We start from the raw sequence: 19,480 nt of genomic DNA, 5'->3' as shown, positions 1-19,480 counted from the left end.
GAGGGAGCAGAGGGAGCTGGGGAAGAAGAACTATTAATTATTGTCTAATGCCCAATTCCCAATGAATAAACCTGATCCTAATCGAGTTTTGCGGCGTCTACCCATTGTTGTAGGTGGACTAGGCGCTGTGCTTTTGCTAATTAACCGTTTGTTGACATCGCAATTAACGGAATCTCAAGCGCGTGGTGATGTGCTGGGTGTAATTTTGAGTGCGGTGTTAATTTTGACGGGTTTAATTTGGCAGCAGGTGCAACCGCGATCGCCTGATACTGTAGAACTAATTGGAGAAGAGGGTTTTGTATTAGCAGCAGACTTACCAGAAGCTGTAAAAATTGAACTAGCTTGGGCATCTCATTTATTATTGACTAATACAGTCACGCGATCGCTAGTAGTTTTTTATCAAGATAAAGTTTTGTTGCGTCGCGGTATTTTGAGTCCTAAATCTGAGGTTGTGCCAGGAGTAATCTTAAAACAGGTACTCGAAAAACAAAAGCCGATTTATTTAGTAGCACTAAAAGTATATCCCGGTAGATTTGAATTTGATTATTTACCAGAAAATACACAAGGTGTAATATGTCAACCTATTGGCAATCAAGGTGTCCTAATTTTGGGAGCGAATACGCCTCGCAGTTATACCAAGCAAGACGAAAACTGGATTGCAGGAATTGCAGATAAATTAGCTGTTACTTTGAGTTCAATTTCATCCACCCAAGCAAACTAAACGTCAAAAACTTATATCCCTGACTTCTTCTTAGGTCAGGGATCTCGATACCATCAATCTTCACAGTATTTATGTAATCAAACCTGAAGAAATTACGAACTTGTACTGAGTTTCGACTACGCGCAAATCGAGCGACTTGCACTGAGTGGCGTCGAAGTGAGTCGGGATTCAACTCCCGCGTAGCCGTTGGCGCAGCCTCTCGTAGAGAAGTATTACAAATTATTAAGTCACCAAGAAGTTAAAAAATTCCACCCTTCTTTTTCTTCCGGTGTATTTCCTTCTTCTTCTTCGGATATCGTTAAATTTTTCTGTTGAATTAAATTATCATATTCTCCAGAATCAACCCATTTCAATAACTCGCCAGTTCGCATAACTACCCAAGAAAGATCAGATTCTGTATAACTTAATATTTTAGTTACCCGATCTACACTATCAAAATTCTCAGATGCAAATTCACGGGCTTGAATCAGGAAATCTTCAATTACAGCAGGAGTCAAATATTCATCTGGTAAACCGGCAAGTTTCATCAATGCAGTGGTTGCAACATTAATATCCTGACATGCCAACAAACCAGCGCGATCGACAGTGAATCTAGCCATCATTCGCCAATTATATAAAGCCAATTCCATTCCACCAGCTACCAAGCCACCGAACCCCAGTGTAGTACTACTCAACAAGTTTTTTAAAGTCGGCATCACGATTGCCATTTGGTGATAAGCTATGTGCTGACTCTTAATGCGAGCAACTTCATGTCCGAAAACGTAAAGCAACTCATCCATATTAAGCCACTCCATTGCATCTAAATTAATCCCCACAATGGGTTTTTCGACACCAATAATATAAGTATTAATATGACCTGTACCTCGAAATAGATACAGTTCAGGAACTGGGTCGATATCAAGAATTTGGCAAGTTTCTATAAATGTCTGATGTAATGACGGAAAATTACGGGGCGTGATTCTGATTTCACTCCCAAGACTTTGTAATCTGAGTAGGCGATCGATACCGTACTCGTTAATTTTTTTGAGTAGTAGAGAAACACCGGGCATATTTTGCAAAGAAGCCAAGGCTTTGCGATCGAAGGGGTGTTCGTAAGCTTTTGAACTCAGTCCAGTTAATATTTTTCTCGCCATTGGTTTTGAGTTTTTTCAGAGCAATATTTGGAAAGTATTAGAAAAGATAAGTGCTTTTACTTGCTTGCTGCTCAGAAAAATCAATAGTATAAATCACATCTGCCCAGCAACTAATTAGTCTCGACAACGACCAAGAGCGATCTAGAAACAGATTCTACCAGATTAAACTGGAAAATCATATTTGATTCAGGTTGAAAGTTTAGCCAGATATCAATAAACTGATGCGCGTCTAAAGTATATAAACACTATTGATGGCCGTTGAGTGTTGACGAGTTTTCAGTCATCAGGTAAATGTACAAATTAAATGCCTAACATATCAGCCTTTAATGGAGGTGGATAGACACTCACAGGCCACAAAATGCGATAGATTTACTTTATAAATGATTTTTTAGCAGTTCTTGTTTGGTTAGAATATGCTACACGATCGCACAGTTGTAGCTGTGCGCCCATACTAGGAATTTGAGAATTTAAGATTTTATCTATGCAAATTGTTTATTGGCTATTAGTTACGGTAATGGTTGTAGGGATTATCGGCGCAGTAGTTCCTGCGATTCCCGGTAGCAGCTTAATTTTAATTGCAATTATCATTTGGGGAATTGTTAGCAGTTCCTTTGCAGCTATCAAAATTCCATTAATTGTAACAATTATTGTTTTGCTCCTCAGTGTCGGAGTCGATTTTCTGGCTAGTTACGTGGGAGCAAGACAAGCTGGAGCTAGCAAGTGGGGGCAAATTGGCGCAATTGTCGGTTTAGTGTTGGGATTTTTGGGATTATTACCAGCTTTACCTTTTGGAGGTCCATTGTTAGGAATTTTACTAGGGCCGCTTTTGGGAGCAATTATTGGTGAGTATCTTTACCGACGTGAATTAGGATTAGCCGTTAAGGCGGGTATCGGAATTGTAGTCGGGTCTTTGGTTGGGAATTTGATTCAAGGGTTGTTGGCGATCGCCGCAGTTACAGTATTTATAATTACAACTTGGTCACAAGTATACGGTGCTTAGAATTTATTGAGGATTTTACTGAATTTACCCAAATAAGAAAATTGAGTAGATAAGAATAACTAACTTACATAATTAGTTACTCTATCTACTCAATCTAACAGTAAAAAATTGATCCCCCAGGAAAAAATAGGTCAAAGTGCTAATCTTTTATATACAAGATTTATCATTCAAAATTAATTATTTTTTGAATTTATAATCTTGGATTAAACCACAGTGATGGTTTACATTAAACAGCTTGTGAGACTTTTTTACGCTTTTGCAAACCGAACAAAGCTACTAATCCCAAAAGACCTAAGCTTGCAGTAGTTCCTGGTTCAGGTACAGTTTGGTTGACATTCAAGCGAACACCATCACCAGTGGCGAATCTACCACCAATATTACCCAGTTTGACCTCCAATGAATTGACATTTGTGAGGGTAACTGTCTTGATATTGGCATTACTTCCTGGAGTAATTGCTCCTGCAAAAGGATTACCATTAACATTCAGAATAGAAGTACCTGTATCTTCCACATCAAAGAATGATAATACTAACTCGCTAATTGTGCTAGTAAAGTTAAACTTAAACTTACCAACTTCCAATTGACCATTTTCAGGTAGTTTACCGTTAGTTCTTATAGCCACAGGACGGAACCAGTTTTCACCTGCAATTGTATTAGTTCCTCCATCTGGCGCACCAAACGAAATACCAAAGCCATAATTATTTGTTGTTGAACTATCATCACTAAATAATAAACTTGGCTTGTAATCTGCGCTATAAACTTCACTGGTTACTGTATAACCTAAGGGAGTTGTATCAATACAGCTACCAGTCACACAAGCAACATTTGTCAATTTTATTTCCCCTTCTGTTGTGGGAACTAAAGAAAAAGCTTGAGCCTTAGATATACCACCAACCAGATTTAAACCTATAGTTGATGCGATAAATGTTGTTGCTATAATAGTGAACTTTTTCATTAGAATTTTTCCCTCTGATTAGTAATACCTGGTGTTCATTGCCTTTGTATATTCGTATATTAGCCGCGGCAATTACCTAAGTGCATCTACCTGAGTCTTAATTTACATAATCTTTACTAGTGAATTACTCTATATGAATATTTTTAGAACTAATTTTTTTAATTGGCGTAATTTATACATGAATTAATCACGTACTAGCATAAAATAAAACTGGTATTGAATAATTCACTGTATCTTCACTGAGAAATTAAAAGTTTTTGATGACAAAACTTCGGACAGGATTTAAGCGCTTCTTTTAGCCTGTCTTCTGAAAAAATCAAAAACCCCTTCACAGTCAATACGGTTCGGATAAGCATTTTTCACAATCGAGTGTGGTCTGGGGAAAGGGTAAGGGGTAAAGGGGAAAGGATGTATTCAAAACATGAATCCCTTTAACCTTTCCCCTTTAACCGAACCATATTGCCTCCACAGTGTGAAAGGGTTTTACAAGTATAGAAACTGAAAAAAGGGGTTGCTTTTATCGTTAGTGTCTGAAAAGTACAGACTTAAGCTGATTGCAAATATTTTTTAGCTTCAGTGGCGATCGCTTCTACATCATCATCAACCAGAGTTTCTAATATAGATTTGGCTTCTGCACTACCCAAATGAGTCAAGGCTTGCACAAGTCTGTAACGGATTTGCCAATCTGGGTTGGTAGCATAAGGAGCCAAAAGGGTAACTGCTTCTAAATTTCCCAATTCACCCAAAGAACTAATAGCCGCAGTTTGAACTAATTCATTATCTGATGAGAGTGCCTGTTTAAGTAGTTCAAAAGCTCGTGGATCGCCTAACTCTCCTAATGTAGCAATGATACTAAATTGTATTAACCATTCATTGGTTGTATGATACAGCTTTTCCAAGTCTTCAAAAGCTTCGTGTAACTTCAGAGCGCCCAAACAGTCTGCTGCTGCTGCTTGTACATCTATTTCCGGGTCATTGAGCAAGCGATCGCGTAAGATATTCAAGGATAACTGTAAATCCTGTGTTCCGAGCGTATCCATTTGACTCACCGCGGAGTATCGGACACGGGCATTGCTGTCACCGATCGCATTTTGAATCAATTCAAAGCCGATGGCTGGTTCTAATTGACGGATTTGATTTACTGCACGTAAGCGATCGCCTAAATCTTGAGAACCAAGCATTTGCTTAACAGACTCCGGAGTAATACTCATTTAGTTATCCTTGATTTTCAAACGTATAAAAAAGAGCCAAAAGCCAAAATTCAAGCGTCAAAAACTCTTGACTAATGACCAATGACCAATGACTAATGACCAATGACTAATGACCAATAACCAATGATTAATCTTGACTGGCTGCCATTGCCCGAATAATATCCCCACGAGTGAGGATACCAATTACTTGGCCTGTGCTGTCAAGTACTGGCAAGCGGTGAACGCTGCGATCGTGCATAACTGTAGCCGCTTCCTTTAAAGTTTTATCAGGGGAAATAGTGATGGGGTTGTTACTCATCACTTCACCAACGGTTTGCCCTAATGCCTTATGTAAATCACGTTCATATGTAGCAGGGTTTTTCAAATAGATAACACTATCAAGAAACATGATGTATGCAGGTGGGGTTACACCAGTTTCTTGCCACATCAAATCGGTTTCTGAGATAATGCCCACCAATTTACCGGCATCATCCACAACAGGTAGCCCACTGATGTGGCGTTCTGCCAAAATTTGGATAGCTTCCTTCAGTGGAGTTTCTGCCCGAACCACAATCGGATCGCGGCTCATCACATCGGCAACGGTTTTAGGCATTTATTTACTGACACCTTTAATCAAAGTCCCTGCGCCTATTGTAGAAAATTGCGGGACTCAACCTGAGGCAATTCATAGATTGTTACGGGATTGGGAGTGCTGAGTGCTGAGTGCTGTTAGCGGTAGCGGGGCGTTTAGCCCGTGCTAAGTACTGAGTTAGGAGTTAGGAGTTTTGTTTATCTCCTTGTCCTCTTGTTCTCTTTTCTTCCCCATCTCCCTCATCTCCCCACTCTCTCTTAGGGCTGCAATAATTTGAATATTTGCTTTAGGAAAAGTAAACCGATCGAGTTCTTCTAAGCTTACCCAGCGAATTTCATCACATTCTAAAGGTTGCGGAACACCTGTGATATGACGGCAGTGATGTACTATAAGGGTAACGCGCAAGTTTGTATAAGTGTGGTCAATAGCGATCAGATGCTCTCCCACTTCGATCGCTATTCCCAGTTCTTCATAAATTTCCCGTTGAATACATTCTTGGATGGTTTCACCAACTTCAATTTTACCACCAGGAAATTCCCACAAACCACCCATCATTCCTTCTGGACGACGGCGATCGATTAAAATTTGCTCTCGATCGTTCCAAATTACGGCAACACCAATGATTTTATGTGGTGGGAAAGAACTGATTTGACTCATAGTTTATGGAGTGGGGAGTAGAAAGTGAGGGACAAGGAGACAAATAAAACAAAATTCTTAACTCTTAACTCAGCACTATTTTGCCCAATGCCCAATAACTAATAACAAAACTCGGCAGACTAGTTTCAACTCTGCCGAGTTTGTATTGATTGCGAATTTTGTCTATCGCTGTTGATTCATCCACGCGTCTTTATTTATTATTCATTTCAACATACGCCACTAGTTTCAACAGTTCGCAAGTTACATAAATTTGGAGAAAAACAAATTAAAAAGTTCTACATTACCCTCCATTCTTTGGGCTTAAATTTAAATCCAAACTCACTATTTTTTTGGATTTTTCAAAATAAATATTTATGTGATACATGATTTAAATCATAGACAAGGATTTAGCAAATAGCTATTTTTCATTGACATAGGCGTAATTATGAGAAAATTAAGCCCAACAATATTAAATCTATTCTAGTTAGAATATACATTTTTATTCAATTTCGCTATTGTTGGTTTCATTTCCTTGTAGGGCTATTTCAAAATTCATTCTCTGCTCGGCATTACGCAAGAAATAACCACTAATCATAGCAGATGCTAGAAGGCGACCCAGACTTTCACGACTGGTGGTTACAGTCACACTAAAATGTTCTGACGGGAGATTTCCTAACAATCCTGTAATATTACGTTCCATCACCTGAAAAACTTCAGGAGAGTTGGGTTTAGATAGCTGTGTCACTGTCTCAGGACTCAAGGATTTAACGTACTGCCATAGTAAATCGCTAGTTTCTGATTCGCCATTGAAAAATTCTGAGACGCGATTGGATGGGTTACTCATTTTTTATCTCCTTGACTACCATTGCTGGCTACGGTGTCTGCTATTGGGAGACTAAATACCTTTTTCGATTTGACTTAGGTGGCTATTTGGTCTTCCTATCAACTAATGTAACAGTCTAACTTACTGATGAAAGTGGGTGTAACCGTACCAAAACCAGCGTATTTTCTCACCAATTAGTCATTAATTATTGGTCATTGGTCATTGGTCATTTGTCATTAGTTTTCACAAAGGACAAAGGACTAATGACAAATGACTAACTCGCCAAATATTCATCCATGTTAGCTTTAGACTTACGAAGTTTACTCAAGGCTTCCCGCTCGATTTGGCGGACTCTTTCTCGACTGATATTCAGTATTTCACCGATTCTCGCAAGAGTCAGCGCTTGTCCATCAGTTAACCCAAAGCGTAGTGTGATTACTTCCCTCTGTTGTGGCGTTAGGTCACCCATCAGGCGATCTAAGTCATAAGATAGGGAAGATTGCATAACAAACTCTTCTGGAGAAGCTCCTGGATCTTCCAGCATTTCTCCGAGTTCGGTGTCGTAGTTATCACCAAGCCGCAAATCCAAGGAAAGCGGCAAACGCGCCTTTTCTAGATACTCTCGCACTTGCTTGGGGGTCAATTCTAATTCTTCAGCTAGCTCACCAGCTGTCGGAGCGCGTCCCAATTTTTGAGATAATTGCCGCTGTGCTTTTTTAATTTTATTTAATTTTTCGGTTATGTGAATAGGCAGGCGAATGGTACGAGCTTTTTCGGCAATAGCACGAGTGATAGCTTGGCGAATCCACCAATAAGCATAGGTAGAAAACCTATAACCTTTTGTGGGGTCAAACTTTTCTACCCCGCGTTGCATACCAATGCTACCTTCTTGGATCAAGTCCAGTAAATCGACGTTGCGCTTTATGTACTTTTTGGCAACGGAGACTACTAAGCGCAAATTGGCTTCTACCATTTTACGCTTAGCAATTTCACCATCAGCGATCGCTTCATTCAATTCTGCTGGTTCTAATTTTGTCGCTTTAGCCCACTCTTCTATAGTTGGTTGACGACCTAACTGGGTGGCAAGATTTTCCCTCGATTCGTGCAAGGCCGTTGAACGTTGCACCTGCTTACCATAGAAAATCTCTTCCTCGTGGGTTAAGAGTGGCACACGGCCAATCTCACGCAGGTAAGTCCGCACGAGGTCTGTGGCTGTCTGAGCGGTCTTCATGGCGCTACTCTTTGATAATGAATGATGAGTTTGACGGTAGGGTGATTAAGGTATAGATGCTCTGTATGGGTACTAACCAGTCAGACTGGGAACCCATGCTATGGTTTGCAACTTACGCGCCCGACTAATTCGGCTGCTCATAATCGTCAAAATTGAGCTTCTTAATTGCTAAAAGTTACAATTATTTCCTAGTTTCCACAAGTATCTACAGTTAGATAAAAGGTAGCTTCTTAAACATTTTTGTATTTCGATTAATATTAATAATTGTAACCTTTATGAGAAGGTTTTGGCTATATGGCTGGATAAATTTCCTGGCTGTTACAGTTTACGCAATATATACTGTCTTCCTTCTCCAGGCTTCCTAAAAGTCGATTTCATGAAATATATCGCTCAAATAAGCTTCCTCATACTTGTTAAAGTATCTCAATGAGAACTATAGTCATTCTCTTATAAGAATTGTTTAATTTTTTAATGGGGCATTGGGCATGGGGAGTTAGGAGTGCTGTACATGGATAGCGGGGCGTTTAGCCCGTGCTGAGTGCTGAGTTAGGAGTTTTGTTTATCTCCTTGTCTCCCATGTCTCCCCTTGCCCTCCGCCTCTTTGCCTCTTCCCTACTCCATCACAATGTTGCAGTAATCTTGGAGAACTTTTACGTCCAAGGTCGTATTTTGTAACGAACGGATGGCGGCGACGGTAGCTTTTGCACCGGCGATGGTAGTTATGATGGGAATTTTGTAAGCTAAGCCTGTGCGGCGGATTAACCTCGAATCAGTCTGGGCTTCTTCTCCTGAGGGCGTGTTGATAATCAGTTGGATTTTCTGGTTTTTAATTGCGTCTACAACGTGGGGGCGGCCTTCATGGAGTTTCAGGACTAATTCAACATTTAACCCCTGTTCGAGAAGAACCCGGCGTGTACCAAGTGTAGCCATGACTTTAAAGCCCAAATCGATAAATTCCTTCACCACACCAGCTGCGGCAGTTTTATCGCGATCGCTCATTGATACAAATACGGTTCCTGTTAAGGGTAAATGCTCTCCTGCACCCATTTCGGCTTTCGCAAAGGCTCGCCCAAAGTCGCTGTCAATCCCCATCACCTCACCAGTGGAGCGCATTTCTGGGCCTAATATGGTATCAGTTCCAGGAAATTTATTAAACGGTAATACTGCTTCTTTGACGGCAATATGTGTGGGAATAACTTCTTTGGTGAAGTGTAACTCCTCTAAGGTTTTGCCTGACATCACTAAGGATGCTAGTTTTGCTAACTGGACACCCGTAGCTTTAGAAACAAATGGCACTGTGCGGGAGGCGCGGGGGTTGGCTTCTAAAATGTAGACTTGGGGAGAATAACCATTTGCACCAACGACGGCAAACTGGATATTCATCAACCCTATAACTGACAACGCCTGTGCTAGCTGCACCGTCCAAGTGCGAATTTGGTTGAGAACTGCTGGGGATAAGGAAATCGAAGGTAACGAGCAAGCCGAGTCTCCGGAATGAATTCCCGCTTGTTCGATGTGTTCCATTATACCACCAATTACCACTCTTCCAGTGCGATCGGCGATCGCATCGACATCAACTTCGATGGCATTTTCCAAAAACTTATCGATTAAAATTGGATGCTCTGGTTCCACTTGTACCGCAAAGGTCATGTAGCGTTCCAATTCCGTATCGGAATAGACGATTTCCATCGCCCGTCCCCCTAAGACATAGCTGGGACGCACCACCACCGGATAGCCAATGCGTTTGGCGACAATCAGCGCATCTTCGTAACTGCGAGCAATACCATTAGGTGGTTGAGCAATATTCAATTGTTGGAGAATCTTTTCAAACCGCTCCCGGTTTTCTGCCATATCGATGGAATCTGGCGATGTACCCCAAATCTGAGGAATTGGGTAGTCGGCATTGGGTATTGGGCATTGAATGTTATCCGCTGTTCCCAATTTCTGCAAATATTCTTGGAGGGGAATAGCCAATTTCAGGGGTGTTTGTCCGCCAAACTGGACAATTATGCCTACAGGATTTTCAGTTTCGATGATATTAAGGACATCTTCTTTTGTTAACGGCTCAAAGTAAAGGCGATCGCTCGTATCATAATCTGTGGAAACTGTCTCTGGATTAGAGTTAACCATAATCGTCTCGTACCCCGCTTTTTTCAAGGCATAGGCGGCGTGACAACAACAATAGTCAAACTCAATTCCCTGGCCAATGCGGTTTGGACCACCACCCAAAATTAATACTTTTGGCTTGGTTGCTGGTAAAACTTCTGTTTCTTCTTCGTAGGTAGAATAGTAGTAAGGAGTAAGCGCTTCAAACTCTGCGGCACAAGTATCTACGGTTTTGTAAACTGGGATGACCCCTAATTGTTTGCGGTAGGCGCGGACTTCATCTTCGGTGGTTTTGGTGGCATAGGCAATCTGGCGATCGCTATAGCCATCGCGTTTCACCTCATAAAGTTGCTCTTTTGTCAACTGGTGTAAAGGTGTCCGCTTGAGGAATTTCTCCACATCGAGTAGTTGTTGCAATTTATCTAAGAACCACGGGTCAATACCAGTGAGTTCGTAGATTTCCTCAACGGTCATCCCTTGCTGTAAGGCATGACGCACGGCGAAAATGCGATCGGGGTTAGGTGTTCGCAGTTGGGCGCGAATTTGTTCGCCACTGGGTAATTTTTCGGCTTTGTCACAACCCCAACCAGCACGTCCGGTTTCGAGCGATCGCAGTGCTTTTTGGAAGGATTCGTTAAAAGTCCGGCCAATTGCCATTGCTTCGCCAACTGACTTCATTTGAGTTGTCAGCACTGCTTCGGAGCCGGGGAACTTTTCAAAAGCAAAGCGGGGGATTTTTGTGACTACGTAATCAATTGTTGGCTCAAAGGACGCCGGAGTTTTCTTGGTGATGTCATTTTGAATTTCATCCAGGGTATAGCCTACAGCCAATTTGGCGGCAATTTTGGCGATCGGGAAACCAGTGGCTTTGGAAGATAAAGCCGAACTCCGAGAAACGCGGGGATTCATCTCAATCACCACCACATCCCCGGTGAGAGGATTAACAGCAAATTGAATATTAGAGCCGCCAGTTTCCACACCGATCTCGCGGATGATTTTAATTGCCATATCCCGCAGCCTTTGATATTCTTTATCAGTAAGGGTTTGCGCGGGAGCGACGGTAATAGAGTCCCCGGTGTGGATGCCCATCGGGTCAAGGTTTTCGATGGAGCAGATAATCACCACGTTATCCGCCAAGTCACGCATCACTTCGAGTTCGTATTCTTTCCAGCCGAGTAAAGACTGGTCAATGAGAATTTGCGAAACGGGACTGGCATCTATACCTACCTGTGCCATTTCTTCAAATTCTTCTTGGTTGTAGGCAATGCCGCCGCCACTTCCCCCCATTGTGAAGGCGGGACGAATAATTAGGGGATAACTGCCAATTTGGTGAGCAACAACTTTGGCTTCTTCTAAAGATTCGGCTGTGCCGCTAGGACACACTGCTACCCCAATCCTGGCCATTGCCTCACCAAAAAGTTTTCTGTCTTCGGCTTTTTCTATGGCTGGTAGTTTAGCGCCGATTAATTCAACGCCGTACTTTTCCAACACGCCATTTTTGGCTAAAGTAACGGCGAGGTTGAGGGCGGTTTGTCCTCCCATCGTTGGTAGTAGAGCATCAGGGCGTTCTTTTTCAATGACTTTTTCGACTAATTCTGGTGTCAACGGCTCAATGTAAGTGCGATCGGCTGTTTCTGGGTCGGTCATAATCGTTGCAGGGTTAGAGTTGACCAAAACCACTTCATAGCCTTCTTCTCGCAACGCTTTACAGGCTTGAGTGCCAGAGTAGTCAAACTCACAGGCTTGTCCGATCACAATTGGACCAGAGCCTAACAGTAGAATCTTCCGGAGGTCATCACGGCGGGGCATAGTAGTTGCCTTGGAGTACGAGAATACAAATCCTGATTATTTTAAGGGTCTTTACCCCCTCTCGTGCTTTTTATTATTAAGTTTTTTAAGTTTGATGACAAAGAGGGGCGAGGAGGATGAGGGGGACAAGGGGACAAGGGGATAAACAAAACTCCTAACTCAGCACTCCTAACGTCCCATGCCCCATACACTATTGATGATTATTTTGTATTTCTAATTTTATTTAATTGTTACCATCAATTTTTAAGAGATTTTGCAAATCTTTGTTATTTAATTTTATAAAACTTTGTAACAAATGATAATCTATGTTTAACTAACTAATTGCTAAATATTTTCAACGTTAAATATTATATTAATACGTTTAGTGAAATTAAAAATGGCACATAATAGTGTCGCTATGTATCTGCCATTTTTTTATAATATTTTAAGAGTTAGATCTGCGAACTTTTTCTTTGAGTTTAGGTAAACAAATCTAGATTATGAGAGTCTTAGCTTTGAGCAGCTTGGACAAACCCTAAGGTTAAGCTGTCTTTGGCGAGGAAGTGAGACAAATGATATGCACGTTCCTCAGTTTTTAACAAAATCTTTTCGTACAGATAGCGTGTGCCCCGATCGCCTAAACTTTCTGCTTGAGCGGCTTGGCGGCGAATTACACCAATAATTGCTTGTTCGGCAGCTAGGTCATTTTCTACCATTTGGCGGCCGGAATATACGCCTTCAGATTCTTGTTCAAAGCAGGTTAATTCTGCTAATTTGCTGAAGGTTGCTACTGGAACACCACCCAGTCCATCCAAGCGTTCTCCAATTTCATGGATGTGATCTTGTACTTGGTTGTAGCTTTCGTTAAAAAACTCATGCAGTGAGTAAAATTCTGAACCTTCAACTACAAAATGATGTTTTTGGTACTGTAAGTAGAGTGCCTGGAAACTAGCTAATACAACATTAAATCCTTCTGTAACTGGAGCAGTTACACTGTGATCCAGCAACACGGGATTGTCATATATATGACCAAAATTCCGTAACAAAGTTTGCGTTTCAGACATTGTGTTCCTCTCTTTTTAGCAGTTACAGTTTTTAACTGCTTAATCTTTACAATATTAACATTTTAATAAAAATAACAAGCCAATTTGCCAATGCAATATTTTGTATTTTTGCTTACAAAAATTCTCAACTTTATTGTTTACTGGATAATTTCAAGTTGTGGGGACTATGGATTAGAGACTAGTACAGCAAGGCGTAAGGGACTTCCAACTAAAAAAATATCCCATCGTTTCAGTGAGCAGGGGAAGCAGAGGAGGAAGAATCTAACAATCGTCTTCTCTGGCAAAATTGAATAATTTAATTTCTGCAAGTCCCTAATTCAAAATCAAAAATCAATGCAGTGTAAGGGTTGTGTTGATTTGGAATCAGTGGTTTATTTACGGCGTGCTGTACTAGTAGTCTGCCAACCCAAAATTGCTAGGTTTGGACTGGGGTTGGAGGAAAGAATTAAAACCTTTTCCCTTTTCCCCTTACCCTTTACCCCGCCAAGTTTCCTTGGCGAACTACTAGAGAGAATTATTGAATAAGCTTCTTCGTTGTCTTTTACCCATACCCAACGCGCAATGCCATGTCCCATAACCAACGTGCAATACCAATGCCCCACAATACTGCTCGGATAAGCGGAGGAGGCAAAACTTAATTCCAGCCTCCATTTCTCCACTGCTTCCCCTGCTTGCCTCAACCAAGAAATTCCTTAACCGAGTAGTATTGCAATGCTCCATACCCATAAATATTTTATTTTTTCCAAAATTATTGAGAATAGTTTGCACTTAAGCTATGCTGATATTAAGAGGTTAAACTCCTAAAAATTTCAAAAAGTCAGAAATTAAATCGCGGTAATTACTGCAAGTTTGTTGCACTTTGAGGGCAATTCTCTTGAAATCGTTCAGTTCAGAAATTGAAAACAAGCACGTTGTAGAAGTAAATTGGGCAGACCGCTGGCAAGTCTATCAACGCCTAAAGGAGTTAGATATTCCCTGTAGTTGTGCCAGTAATCAGCCATTACAAGTTGAAATTAGCTCTGCTACAGCGGTTGTTCAACTTTGGAGTGTGATACGGCGATTCTCAGCCTCTCGTCAAGACCAGATATGGACTCTTGAATCCTGCTGGAAAAGTCGTTATCAAAAGTTTTAATCTACGATCGCCAGTCTTAAGTCTGGTGCTGAAAATATCTCGATTAATGGCTTGTATTTGTTAAAAGGACACTAAAAAATGGGTGCATCTCGCAATATGGAAGTATCAGAATTTTGCCTTGAGGGCAGATTTATAGATTTTGTTATTAAAGATGGCTATAAGCTGAAAGGTTTGCTGCTCGGAACTCACGAGGGTGAATGCTACGTTAAATTAGCTAAGCATTTACGGGCTGCTTTTGATTTGCGGTTACAACCAGGTACTTGGCTGCAGGTTGTTGGTTATAAAGAATACGATATAAAAAAAGACAAAGCGACACTGAAAGCTGAACGGGTGATGGCGGCGCGTTTGGAGATAGGAAAAGTTCAAACTATTACTGCACCACCAGAAACACCATCAATCGATCGTGCCAATATAAAACCAGCGAAGACTAAAGCAACGATTTTGGTGTGTCAAAAGTCTGATTGCATGAAACGCGGTGGTAAAGGAGTTTGTCAGGCTTTGGAGGCGGCTTTAAGCGATCGCGGTTTAGAAGACCAAGTTACAATCAAGGGTACTGGTTGCATGAAAAACTGCAAAGCCGGACCAAACCTAGTTATGCCAGATAAAACACGCCATAGCCGAATTCAAGCGGCACAAATCCCCGCGCTGATGAATGAGCATTTTGGTAATAAAGGTTTAGAAACACAGTCCGATGAGTGTAGAGAAGTAGCAAGAGTTAATGGCAAGTTTTGCTGAAATGCAGACGAAAAACTTGACATTTTAATGAGAAAGTTTAATAATAAGTTCTTTAGTGTGTTCCGTTAATACTCGGCAGCAAATTTTGATAGACTCTTAGAAAAGTCAAATATAAAGCGATCGCCTACACATTGTCATGAAACGAGGATAATGTAAAGGCGATCGCTTTATTTTGTATTTATATGCACATTACATCACCTCAGTTAGAGAAGACTGCAACAACTGTCGCATAGATGTCGCTTGCACATGGTTAGGGAATACAGTTAAAAAGGTATTCAGATCTTGGATTGCTATTTGGATTGCTATACGGATATCTAAGGAAGCACCTTGAGATAAGATACGCCGATATAAATGCTCTGCTGGTTGATTATATTGAGCAGCCAAATAGTAAAGAGCTAAGTTAAAGCTATTACGCCAGTTTTTAGCATCTTTTTCGTAATGCTCTTTAGCTAGCTTCATCGCAAGCGCCAAGTCAGCCCGTGCTTTGTCTGGCTGGTTAACGACTAAATAAGTTAAAGCACGCTCGTATAAACACCAATCATCTTGGTAATGTCGGTTAAGTACAATAGCGCAGTCTAAATCTTGGGGTGCTTCATGGTAGCGCTGCATTCGTTGGTAAATAAAACCTCTAAATCCCCTGGCTGCTGTCCATTGAAAATTGCGGTCAAGTTCAATGGCACGGTTAAAGTCTTGCAGTGCCTCATTATAGCGTTGCATACAGCGGTAAGTATTACCTCGACAGGCAATTGCCCATTGATTATTGGGGTCGAGTTGAATAGCACGGTTTAAGTCTTGGAGTGATTCTGAGTAACGCTCCATAAAACGGTAAATCACACCTCGATGTGCCAGCGCCCATTGGTCATTAGGGTCGAGTTGAATAGCACGGTTAAAGTCTTGCAGTGCTTCTTGGTAGCGTTTCATTACGCGGTAAGCTATACCCCTATTGGCGATCGCCCATTGATAATTCGGGTTAAGCTCAATAACACGATTAAAGTCTTGCAGTGCTTCTTGGTGACGCTGGATTTGGCAGTAAGTCATACCTCGAACTGTTAAATATTCAACTTCTTCAGGTACTAACTTTATCGCCTGGGTCAAATCTTCCAAAGCTTTTGAGTATTCATTAGATTGACAGTAAATATAACTACGCCAATCTAACGCTACTGCACGCCATTTATCCTCAAGACGAGTATCGCTCAAGAGTGTTGTGAGCATTTGAGCCGCAGCTTCATAACGTTTGTCTTCATAGGCTTTTAACCAATTGCTTAGTTGCTCACCCCAACTTTGAACTTCGGCAGAATCCACATCTTTACCAGCCTGAAGCATTGTTGCTGCCCAAAATTGGGCAAAAATGCGTTGATTTTTGAGAACAGCAAGGAATTCATTGAGAGCCACAGGTAAGTACTTTTGTGGTGATTGGCATAAGCGGTGATACAAAACATTGAGCTTATGGCTTTGCCAAGTTTGATCTTGCCAAGCTTTTACTTGCTCCAATTCCAGTTCGTTTCCTAATATGTCGTAATAGTCTGCCAACTTGCTATGTATATCAGCCCAACTTTGCGGCGATGAAAAACGCTTGTGGCGTAACATTTGGGTTTTAACGACATCATGATAAGCCCAACCGTCAGTACGTTCGTTGACAAAGGATGTTTCTTTCAGCCAAGTAAATAGCGCATCAGCTTCTTGTTCTCCTCTTAACTGAGCTATAACATCCCGATTCAAGCACCGAGGAATGGCAGCATCAAGCGCTACTTGTCTTCGCTTGGGGTCATCAATCCATTTTAAAAAGCGTTCTACAGCATTACTGCTAGGCTCAACTACTTGGTTAGGGTCATTGGGATGAGCATCTGCTAGCATTCCTACCAGCAGGGGCAAATTTCCCGAAAGGCGCAAAATCGTTTCTACAACCTGACTGTTGGTAATGTCTTTGCGAGTTAAATATAGTTGGGCTTCTTCTTGTGTAAAGGGTTCTAAAGAAAAACGAACTATTAACCCCTCGTAAGGTGCCCAATAATTTTTATCTAATTCTTGGCGACCGGCGATCGCTATCAATATATTGAGAGATACTTCACCGTGGCGACCCTCCAAAATTTCCCGTAGCCAGTTATCTAGGAATTCCCCGGTGCGTTCATAGGTATCAAAAAACAAAACAACAGCAGTTTCTTTAGCAATTTTAAAAATATCTTGCAAAAATAACGGCGTCAGAACTTCTACAGGTTCTTGAATTAAGCGTACCTCGTCTTTATTGGTTATTTTCTTGGCAACATAAGATGCCCATTCTCCGGCTTGGGTAGCAAAAGCGTCTTCATCGACAAAATCAAATACAGCACCGCCAACTGGAACTCGACGCGCCAAACGCACACCAGTTTTAAAGACGGTTTTGCCGACAAAAGCTGAGAAGCCTTGGGGAGCTTCTGGATCGGTTTCTAATTCTTGGCGCTTTTGGCAGTAAACTTTATAGCGATCGCTAAACTGTGTTAGTTTGTGACCTTGCCGTTCTAACTCCTCAGCTAAACGACCCATAACTTCTGGTACAGTTTTTTCCGCTTCATCGATGTAAGCCGAAATAATTTTTGCTTCGTCGGCAATTTTCCGAAACTGTCGCAGCAGGGTACTTTTACCAACTCCACCTTGACCCCAAACGTTATACAGAAAACGACGGCGATCGTCTTCTAGGGGTAATGCTAGATTTTGGCGAAATTGGTTTACTTGGTCTTCACGACCCACAAAACCTGATTGTTGGCGCTGCTTGAGAATATCTTGTAGACTCTTGGGCTTGTTTTGCGGGTTCATTGCCAGATTTAATTTTGAGCTATTAATGTTTAGAGAATAACTACTAAATATGAACGCCGTATTTCGGAATTTACCTTAGAGGATGTTTGAAAAGTCCTCTTCTTGGTAGCAAAACGTTTTAGATCCCCCTAAATCCCCCTTAAAAAGGGGGACTTTGAAAGGTTTTGCCCCCCTTAAAAAGGGGGGTTGGGGGGATCAATAAGTACCTAAAATCACAGCCAACCACTTTTCAAACAACCTCTTAGCGAAAGTACCAGATATTGAACCGGAATCTTACGATCGCTTACCTACAGCTTAATAACAAAGCGATCGCCTATACTTTGTCATGAGTTGGGCAAAGTAATAGTAGCGATCGCTTAATATTTGTATGCAATCGTGTTGAGCGATCGCCTACACATTGTTATGAGAAGGAGAAGGCAATTTTGCCTTGTATGGCAAGCTCATCTAAACCATCGAAGATAATCAGTAAGCGGGAATCAGCCTTATCTTTATCTAGTGGATTATGTCTGAGAAAGCCATCATCTCGTACAAACTTACCCACTGCCTCAACTAAGTCATCCGATGGTTCAAAATGGTGCAAAGGAATAAATAAAACCGGAATTTTCCCTTTTTCTGCTTGGTTAGCTGCAAAGATTTTGGTAAAGGAAGATTTACCACTTCCTAGACCACCACTAATCACTCTAATGGCATCATTGCGATCGCACAATAGCTCAAGATCGCCCTCGTTTGGTTTTGCAAACAGTAATTCTTGATTTCCTTTGACCAAACTCACTATTGCTTCTACCAAAGACCGGTAAATTAGTAACCAAGCAACTTTCTCTGGTGCTGACCCTAAACCGAGTGCTGCTGTTGCTTCTACAGCATCTTTAGCTACCTCTTCCCACTGCCCAAAGACTCCATTTATTACACCTTTGCCTAGTGATTTAAATAGTTCTTTAAAGTCAGCTTTAATAGGTTTATTCCATAATGCAACAGGTTTGCTAACTGAAAATCCAGAGGTATTGCTCATCGCTGTTGTATGATGCTGGTAGATGTACTGAGTTAATATATTTCAACAAGGTTTTATGAGATTTTTCCTGAAAACCAGCAGTAGATTTAATAATTTGTCTATATAAACTTCTAATTTTAGGCTCAAAGGCGCAACTTCGAGGATAAAAGGCGCAACTTTCAAGCTCAGAGGCTCAACTCTCAGGCTCAGAGGCTCAACTCTCAGGCTCAAACGCTCAACTCTTAGGCTCAGAGGCTCAACTCTCAGGCTCAAAGGCTCAACTCTCAGGCTCAAAGGCTCAACTCTCAGGCTCAAAGCTTCAACTTTTAGGCTCAAAGGCTCAACTCTCAGGCTCAAAGGCTCAAAAATGCCCTGGCGATTAGAAATCCCGGCTACACAAACAAAACCTGCGGAGGCAGGTTACAAGAATTTTGAGATACAAAACGCGAAAGGGGCATAACATTGTTCGTAGGTATCAACTTAAGCCCAAAGGATTGTCCCACATACGTTTTACCCCCCTTAATCCCCCCTTGGAAAGGGGGGAAACAGGAATCTAGTTCCCTCCCCTTTCCAAGGGGAGGGTTAGGGTGGGGTAA

At 41.4% G+C, this 19,480-nt stretch carries 17 protein-coding genes; 4 read left to right on the top strand and 13 right to left on the bottom strand.

The annotated features are described in order from the left end of the window. Nucleotides 1–61: 61 nt before the first annotated feature. Nucleotides 62–721, top strand: a complete 660-nt coding sequence (locus tag ACFG4S_RS17060) for a cofactor assembly of complex C subunit B (protein WP_392530262.1) — start codon at nt 62–64, stop codon at nt 719–721. Between the two features lie 227 nt (nt 722–948). Here ACFG4S_RS17060 and ACFG4S_RS17055 read toward each other — a convergent pair whose 3' ends face one another. Then, nucleotides 949–1,854, bottom strand: a complete 906-nt coding sequence (locus ACFG4S_RS17055; RefSeq protein WP_392530261.1) for a M48 family metallopeptidase — start codon at nt 1,852–1,854, stop codon at nt 949–951. A gap of 481 nt (nt 1,855–2,335) precedes the next feature. On the opposite strand from ACFG4S_RS17055, the gene ACFG4S_RS17050 reads away from it, so the two are divergent. Further along, complete coding sequence (locus tag ACFG4S_RS17050; protein ID WP_392530260.1) at nt 2,336–2,854, top strand: DUF456 domain-containing protein; 519 nt, start codon at nt 2,336–2,338, stop codon at nt 2,852–2,854. Between the two features lie 226 nt (nt 2,855–3,080). Here the strand turns inward: ACFG4S_RS17050 and ACFG4S_RS17045 are convergent, their stop codons facing one another. From ACFG4S_RS17045 to ACFG4S_RS17005, 9 genes are all read right to left on the bottom strand, one after another. Continuing rightward, on the bottom strand, nt 3,081–3,809 hold the full coding sequence (locus tag ACFG4S_RS17045; RefSeq protein WP_392530259.1) for an LEVG family PEP-CTERM protein: 729 nt from the start codon (nt 3,807–3,809) through the stop codon (nt 3,081–3,083). A gap of 545 nt (nt 3,810–4,354) precedes the next feature. Further along, nucleotides 4,355–5,020: a phycobilisome degradation protein NblB gene (nblB, locus tag ACFG4S_RS17040; RefSeq protein ID WP_392530258.1), complete on the bottom strand. Its 666-nt coding sequence runs from the start codon at nt 5,018–5,020 to the stop codon at nt 4,355–4,357. A 127-nt stretch (nt 5,021–5,147) separates the two neighbouring features. After that, complete coding sequence (locus ACFG4S_RS17035; RefSeq protein ID WP_392530257.1) at nt 5,148–5,612, bottom strand: CBS domain-containing protein; 465 nt, start codon at nt 5,610–5,612, stop codon at nt 5,148–5,150. 156 nt (nt 5,613–5,768) lie between these two features. Further along, the gene (gene mutT, locus ACFG4S_RS17030) at nt 5,769–6,248 is read right to left on the bottom strand and encodes an 8-oxo-dGTP diphosphatase MutT (RefSeq protein ID WP_392530256.1); all 480 of its coding nucleotides are present in this window, start codon (nt 6,246–6,248) and stop codon (nt 5,769–5,771) included. Between the two features lie 478 nt (nt 6,249–6,726). Beyond that, nucleotides 6,727–7,071 carry a DUF760 domain-containing protein gene (locus ACFG4S_RS17025; RefSeq protein WP_392530255.1) on the bottom strand — a complete coding sequence of 115 codons (345 nt, stop codon included), beginning with the start codon at nt 7,069–7,071 and terminating at the stop codon, nt 6,727–6,729. A gap of 253 nt (nt 7,072–7,324) precedes the next feature. Next, entirely contained in the window at nt 7,325–8,281 is a 957-nt protein-coding gene (locus tag ACFG4S_RS17020) for an RNA polymerase sigma factor, RpoD/SigA family (RefSeq protein WP_392530254.1), read from the bottom strand. 612 nt (nt 8,282–8,893) lie between these two features. Further along, on the bottom strand, nt 8,894–12,196 hold the full coding sequence (gene carB, locus ACFG4S_RS17015; protein ID WP_392530253.1) for a carbamoyl-phosphate synthase large subunit: 3,303 nt from the start codon (nt 12,194–12,196) through the stop codon (nt 8,894–8,896). Between the two features lie 488 nt (nt 12,197–12,684). Then, entirely contained in the window at nt 12,685–13,239 is a 555-nt protein-coding gene (locus ACFG4S_RS17010; protein WP_392530252.1) for a Dps family protein, read from the bottom strand. Nucleotides 13,240–13,610: 371 nt separating this feature from the next. Continuing rightward, on the bottom strand, nt 13,611–13,919 hold the full coding sequence (locus tag ACFG4S_RS17005) for a hypothetical protein (RefSeq protein ID WP_392530251.1): 309 nt from the start codon (nt 13,917–13,919) through the stop codon (nt 13,611–13,613). A gap of 194 nt (nt 13,920–14,113) precedes the next feature. Between ACFG4S_RS17005 and ACFG4S_RS17000 the strand changes: the two genes are divergently transcribed. After that, the gene (locus tag ACFG4S_RS17000) at nt 14,114–14,371 is read left to right on the top strand and encodes an Asr1405/Asl0597 family protein (protein ID WP_392530250.1); all 258 of its coding nucleotides are present in this window, start codon (nt 14,114–14,116) and stop codon (nt 14,369–14,371) included. A gap of 78 nt (nt 14,372–14,449) precedes the next feature. Next, nucleotides 14,450–15,106 (top strand): (2Fe-2S) ferredoxin domain-containing protein, encoded by a 657-nt coding sequence (locus ACFG4S_RS16995; protein WP_392530249.1) that lies wholly within the window; start codon nt 14,450–14,452, stop codon nt 15,104–15,106. Between the two features lie 189 nt (nt 15,107–15,295). Here the strand turns inward: ACFG4S_RS16995 and ACFG4S_RS16990 are convergent, their stop codons facing one another. The 3 genes from ACFG4S_RS16990 to ACFG4S_RS16980 form a co-directional block, all read right to left on the bottom strand. Continuing rightward, a complete protein-coding gene (locus ACFG4S_RS16990) occupies nt 15,296–17,896 on the bottom strand; it encodes a tetratricopeptide repeat protein (RefSeq protein ID WP_392530248.1) in 2,601 nt (866 codons plus the stop codon). Between the two features lie 400 nt (nt 17,897–18,296). Continuing rightward, a complete protein-coding gene (locus ACFG4S_RS16985; protein WP_392530247.1) occupies nt 18,297–18,905 on the bottom strand; it encodes a hypothetical protein in 609 nt (202 codons plus the stop codon). Between the two features lie 42 nt (nt 18,906–18,947). Further along, nucleotides 18,948–19,220: a hypothetical protein gene (locus ACFG4S_RS16980; protein WP_392530246.1), complete on the bottom strand. Its 273-nt coding sequence runs from the start codon at nt 19,218–19,220 to the stop codon at nt 18,948–18,950. Between the last annotated feature and the right edge of the window lie 260 nt (nt 19,221–19,480).

The organism is Nostoc sp. C117 (assembly GCF_043099735.1).
GTDB lineage: Bacteria > Cyanobacteriota > Cyanobacteriia > Cyanobacteriales > Nostocaceae > Nostoc.
Note: the sequence above shows the minus strand (reverse complement) of the source record. Positions and strands in the feature narration are given on the sequence as shown.

Excerpts from the sequence above, each read along its gene's own strand:
- ACFG4S_RS17050 (WP_392530260.1), top strand. The coding sequence starts at position 2,336 with ATGCAAATTGTTTATTGGCTATTAGTTACGGTAATGGTTGTAGGGATT.
- mutT (WP_392530256.1), bottom strand. The coding sequence starts at position 6,248 with ATGAGTCAAATCAGTTCTTTCCCACCACATAAAATCATTGGTGTTGCC.
- ACFG4S_RS16985 (WP_392530247.1), bottom strand. The coding sequence starts at position 18,905 with ATGAGCAATACCTCTGGATTTTCAGTTAGCAAACCTGTTGCATTATGG.
- ACFG4S_RS16990 (WP_392530248.1), bottom strand. The coding sequence starts at position 17,896 with ATGAACCCGCAAAACAAGCCCAAGAGTCTACAAGATATTCTCAAGCAG.
- ACFG4S_RS17025 (WP_392530255.1), bottom strand. The coding sequence starts at position 7,071 with ATGAGTAACCCATCCAATCGCGTCTCAGAATTTTTCAATGGCGAATCA.
- ACFG4S_RS17055 (WP_392530261.1), bottom strand. The coding sequence starts at position 1,854 with ATGGCGAGAAAAATATTAACTGGACTGAGTTCAAAAGCTTACGAACAC.
- ACFG4S_RS17060 (WP_392530262.1), top strand. The coding sequence starts at position 62 with ATGAATAAACCTGATCCTAATCGAGTTTTGCGGCGTCTACCCATTGTT.
- nblB (WP_392530258.1), bottom strand. The coding sequence starts at position 5,020 with ATGAGTATTACTCCGGAGTCTGTTAAGCAAATGCTTGGTTCTCAAGAT.
- ACFG4S_RS17035 (WP_392530257.1), bottom strand. The coding sequence starts at position 5,612 with ATGCCTAAAACCGTTGCCGATGTGATGAGCCGCGATCCGATTGTGGTT.
- ACFG4S_RS17020 (WP_392530254.1), bottom strand. The coding sequence starts at position 8,281 with ATGAAGACCGCTCAGACAGCCACAGACCTCGTGCGGACTTACCTGCGT.
- carB (WP_392530253.1), bottom strand. The coding sequence starts at position 12,196 with ATGCCCCGCCGTGATGACCTCCGGAAGATTCTACTGTTAGGCTCTGGT.
- ACFG4S_RS16995 (WP_392530249.1), top strand. The coding sequence starts at position 14,450 with ATGGGTGCATCTCGCAATATGGAAGTATCAGAATTTTGCCTTGAGGGC.
- ACFG4S_RS17010 (WP_392530252.1), bottom strand. The coding sequence starts at position 13,239 with ATGTCTGAAACGCAAACTTTGTTACGGAATTTTGGTCATATATATGAC.
- ACFG4S_RS17045 (WP_392530259.1), bottom strand. The coding sequence starts at position 3,809 with ATGAAAAAGTTCACTATTATAGCAACAACATTTATCGCATCAACTATA.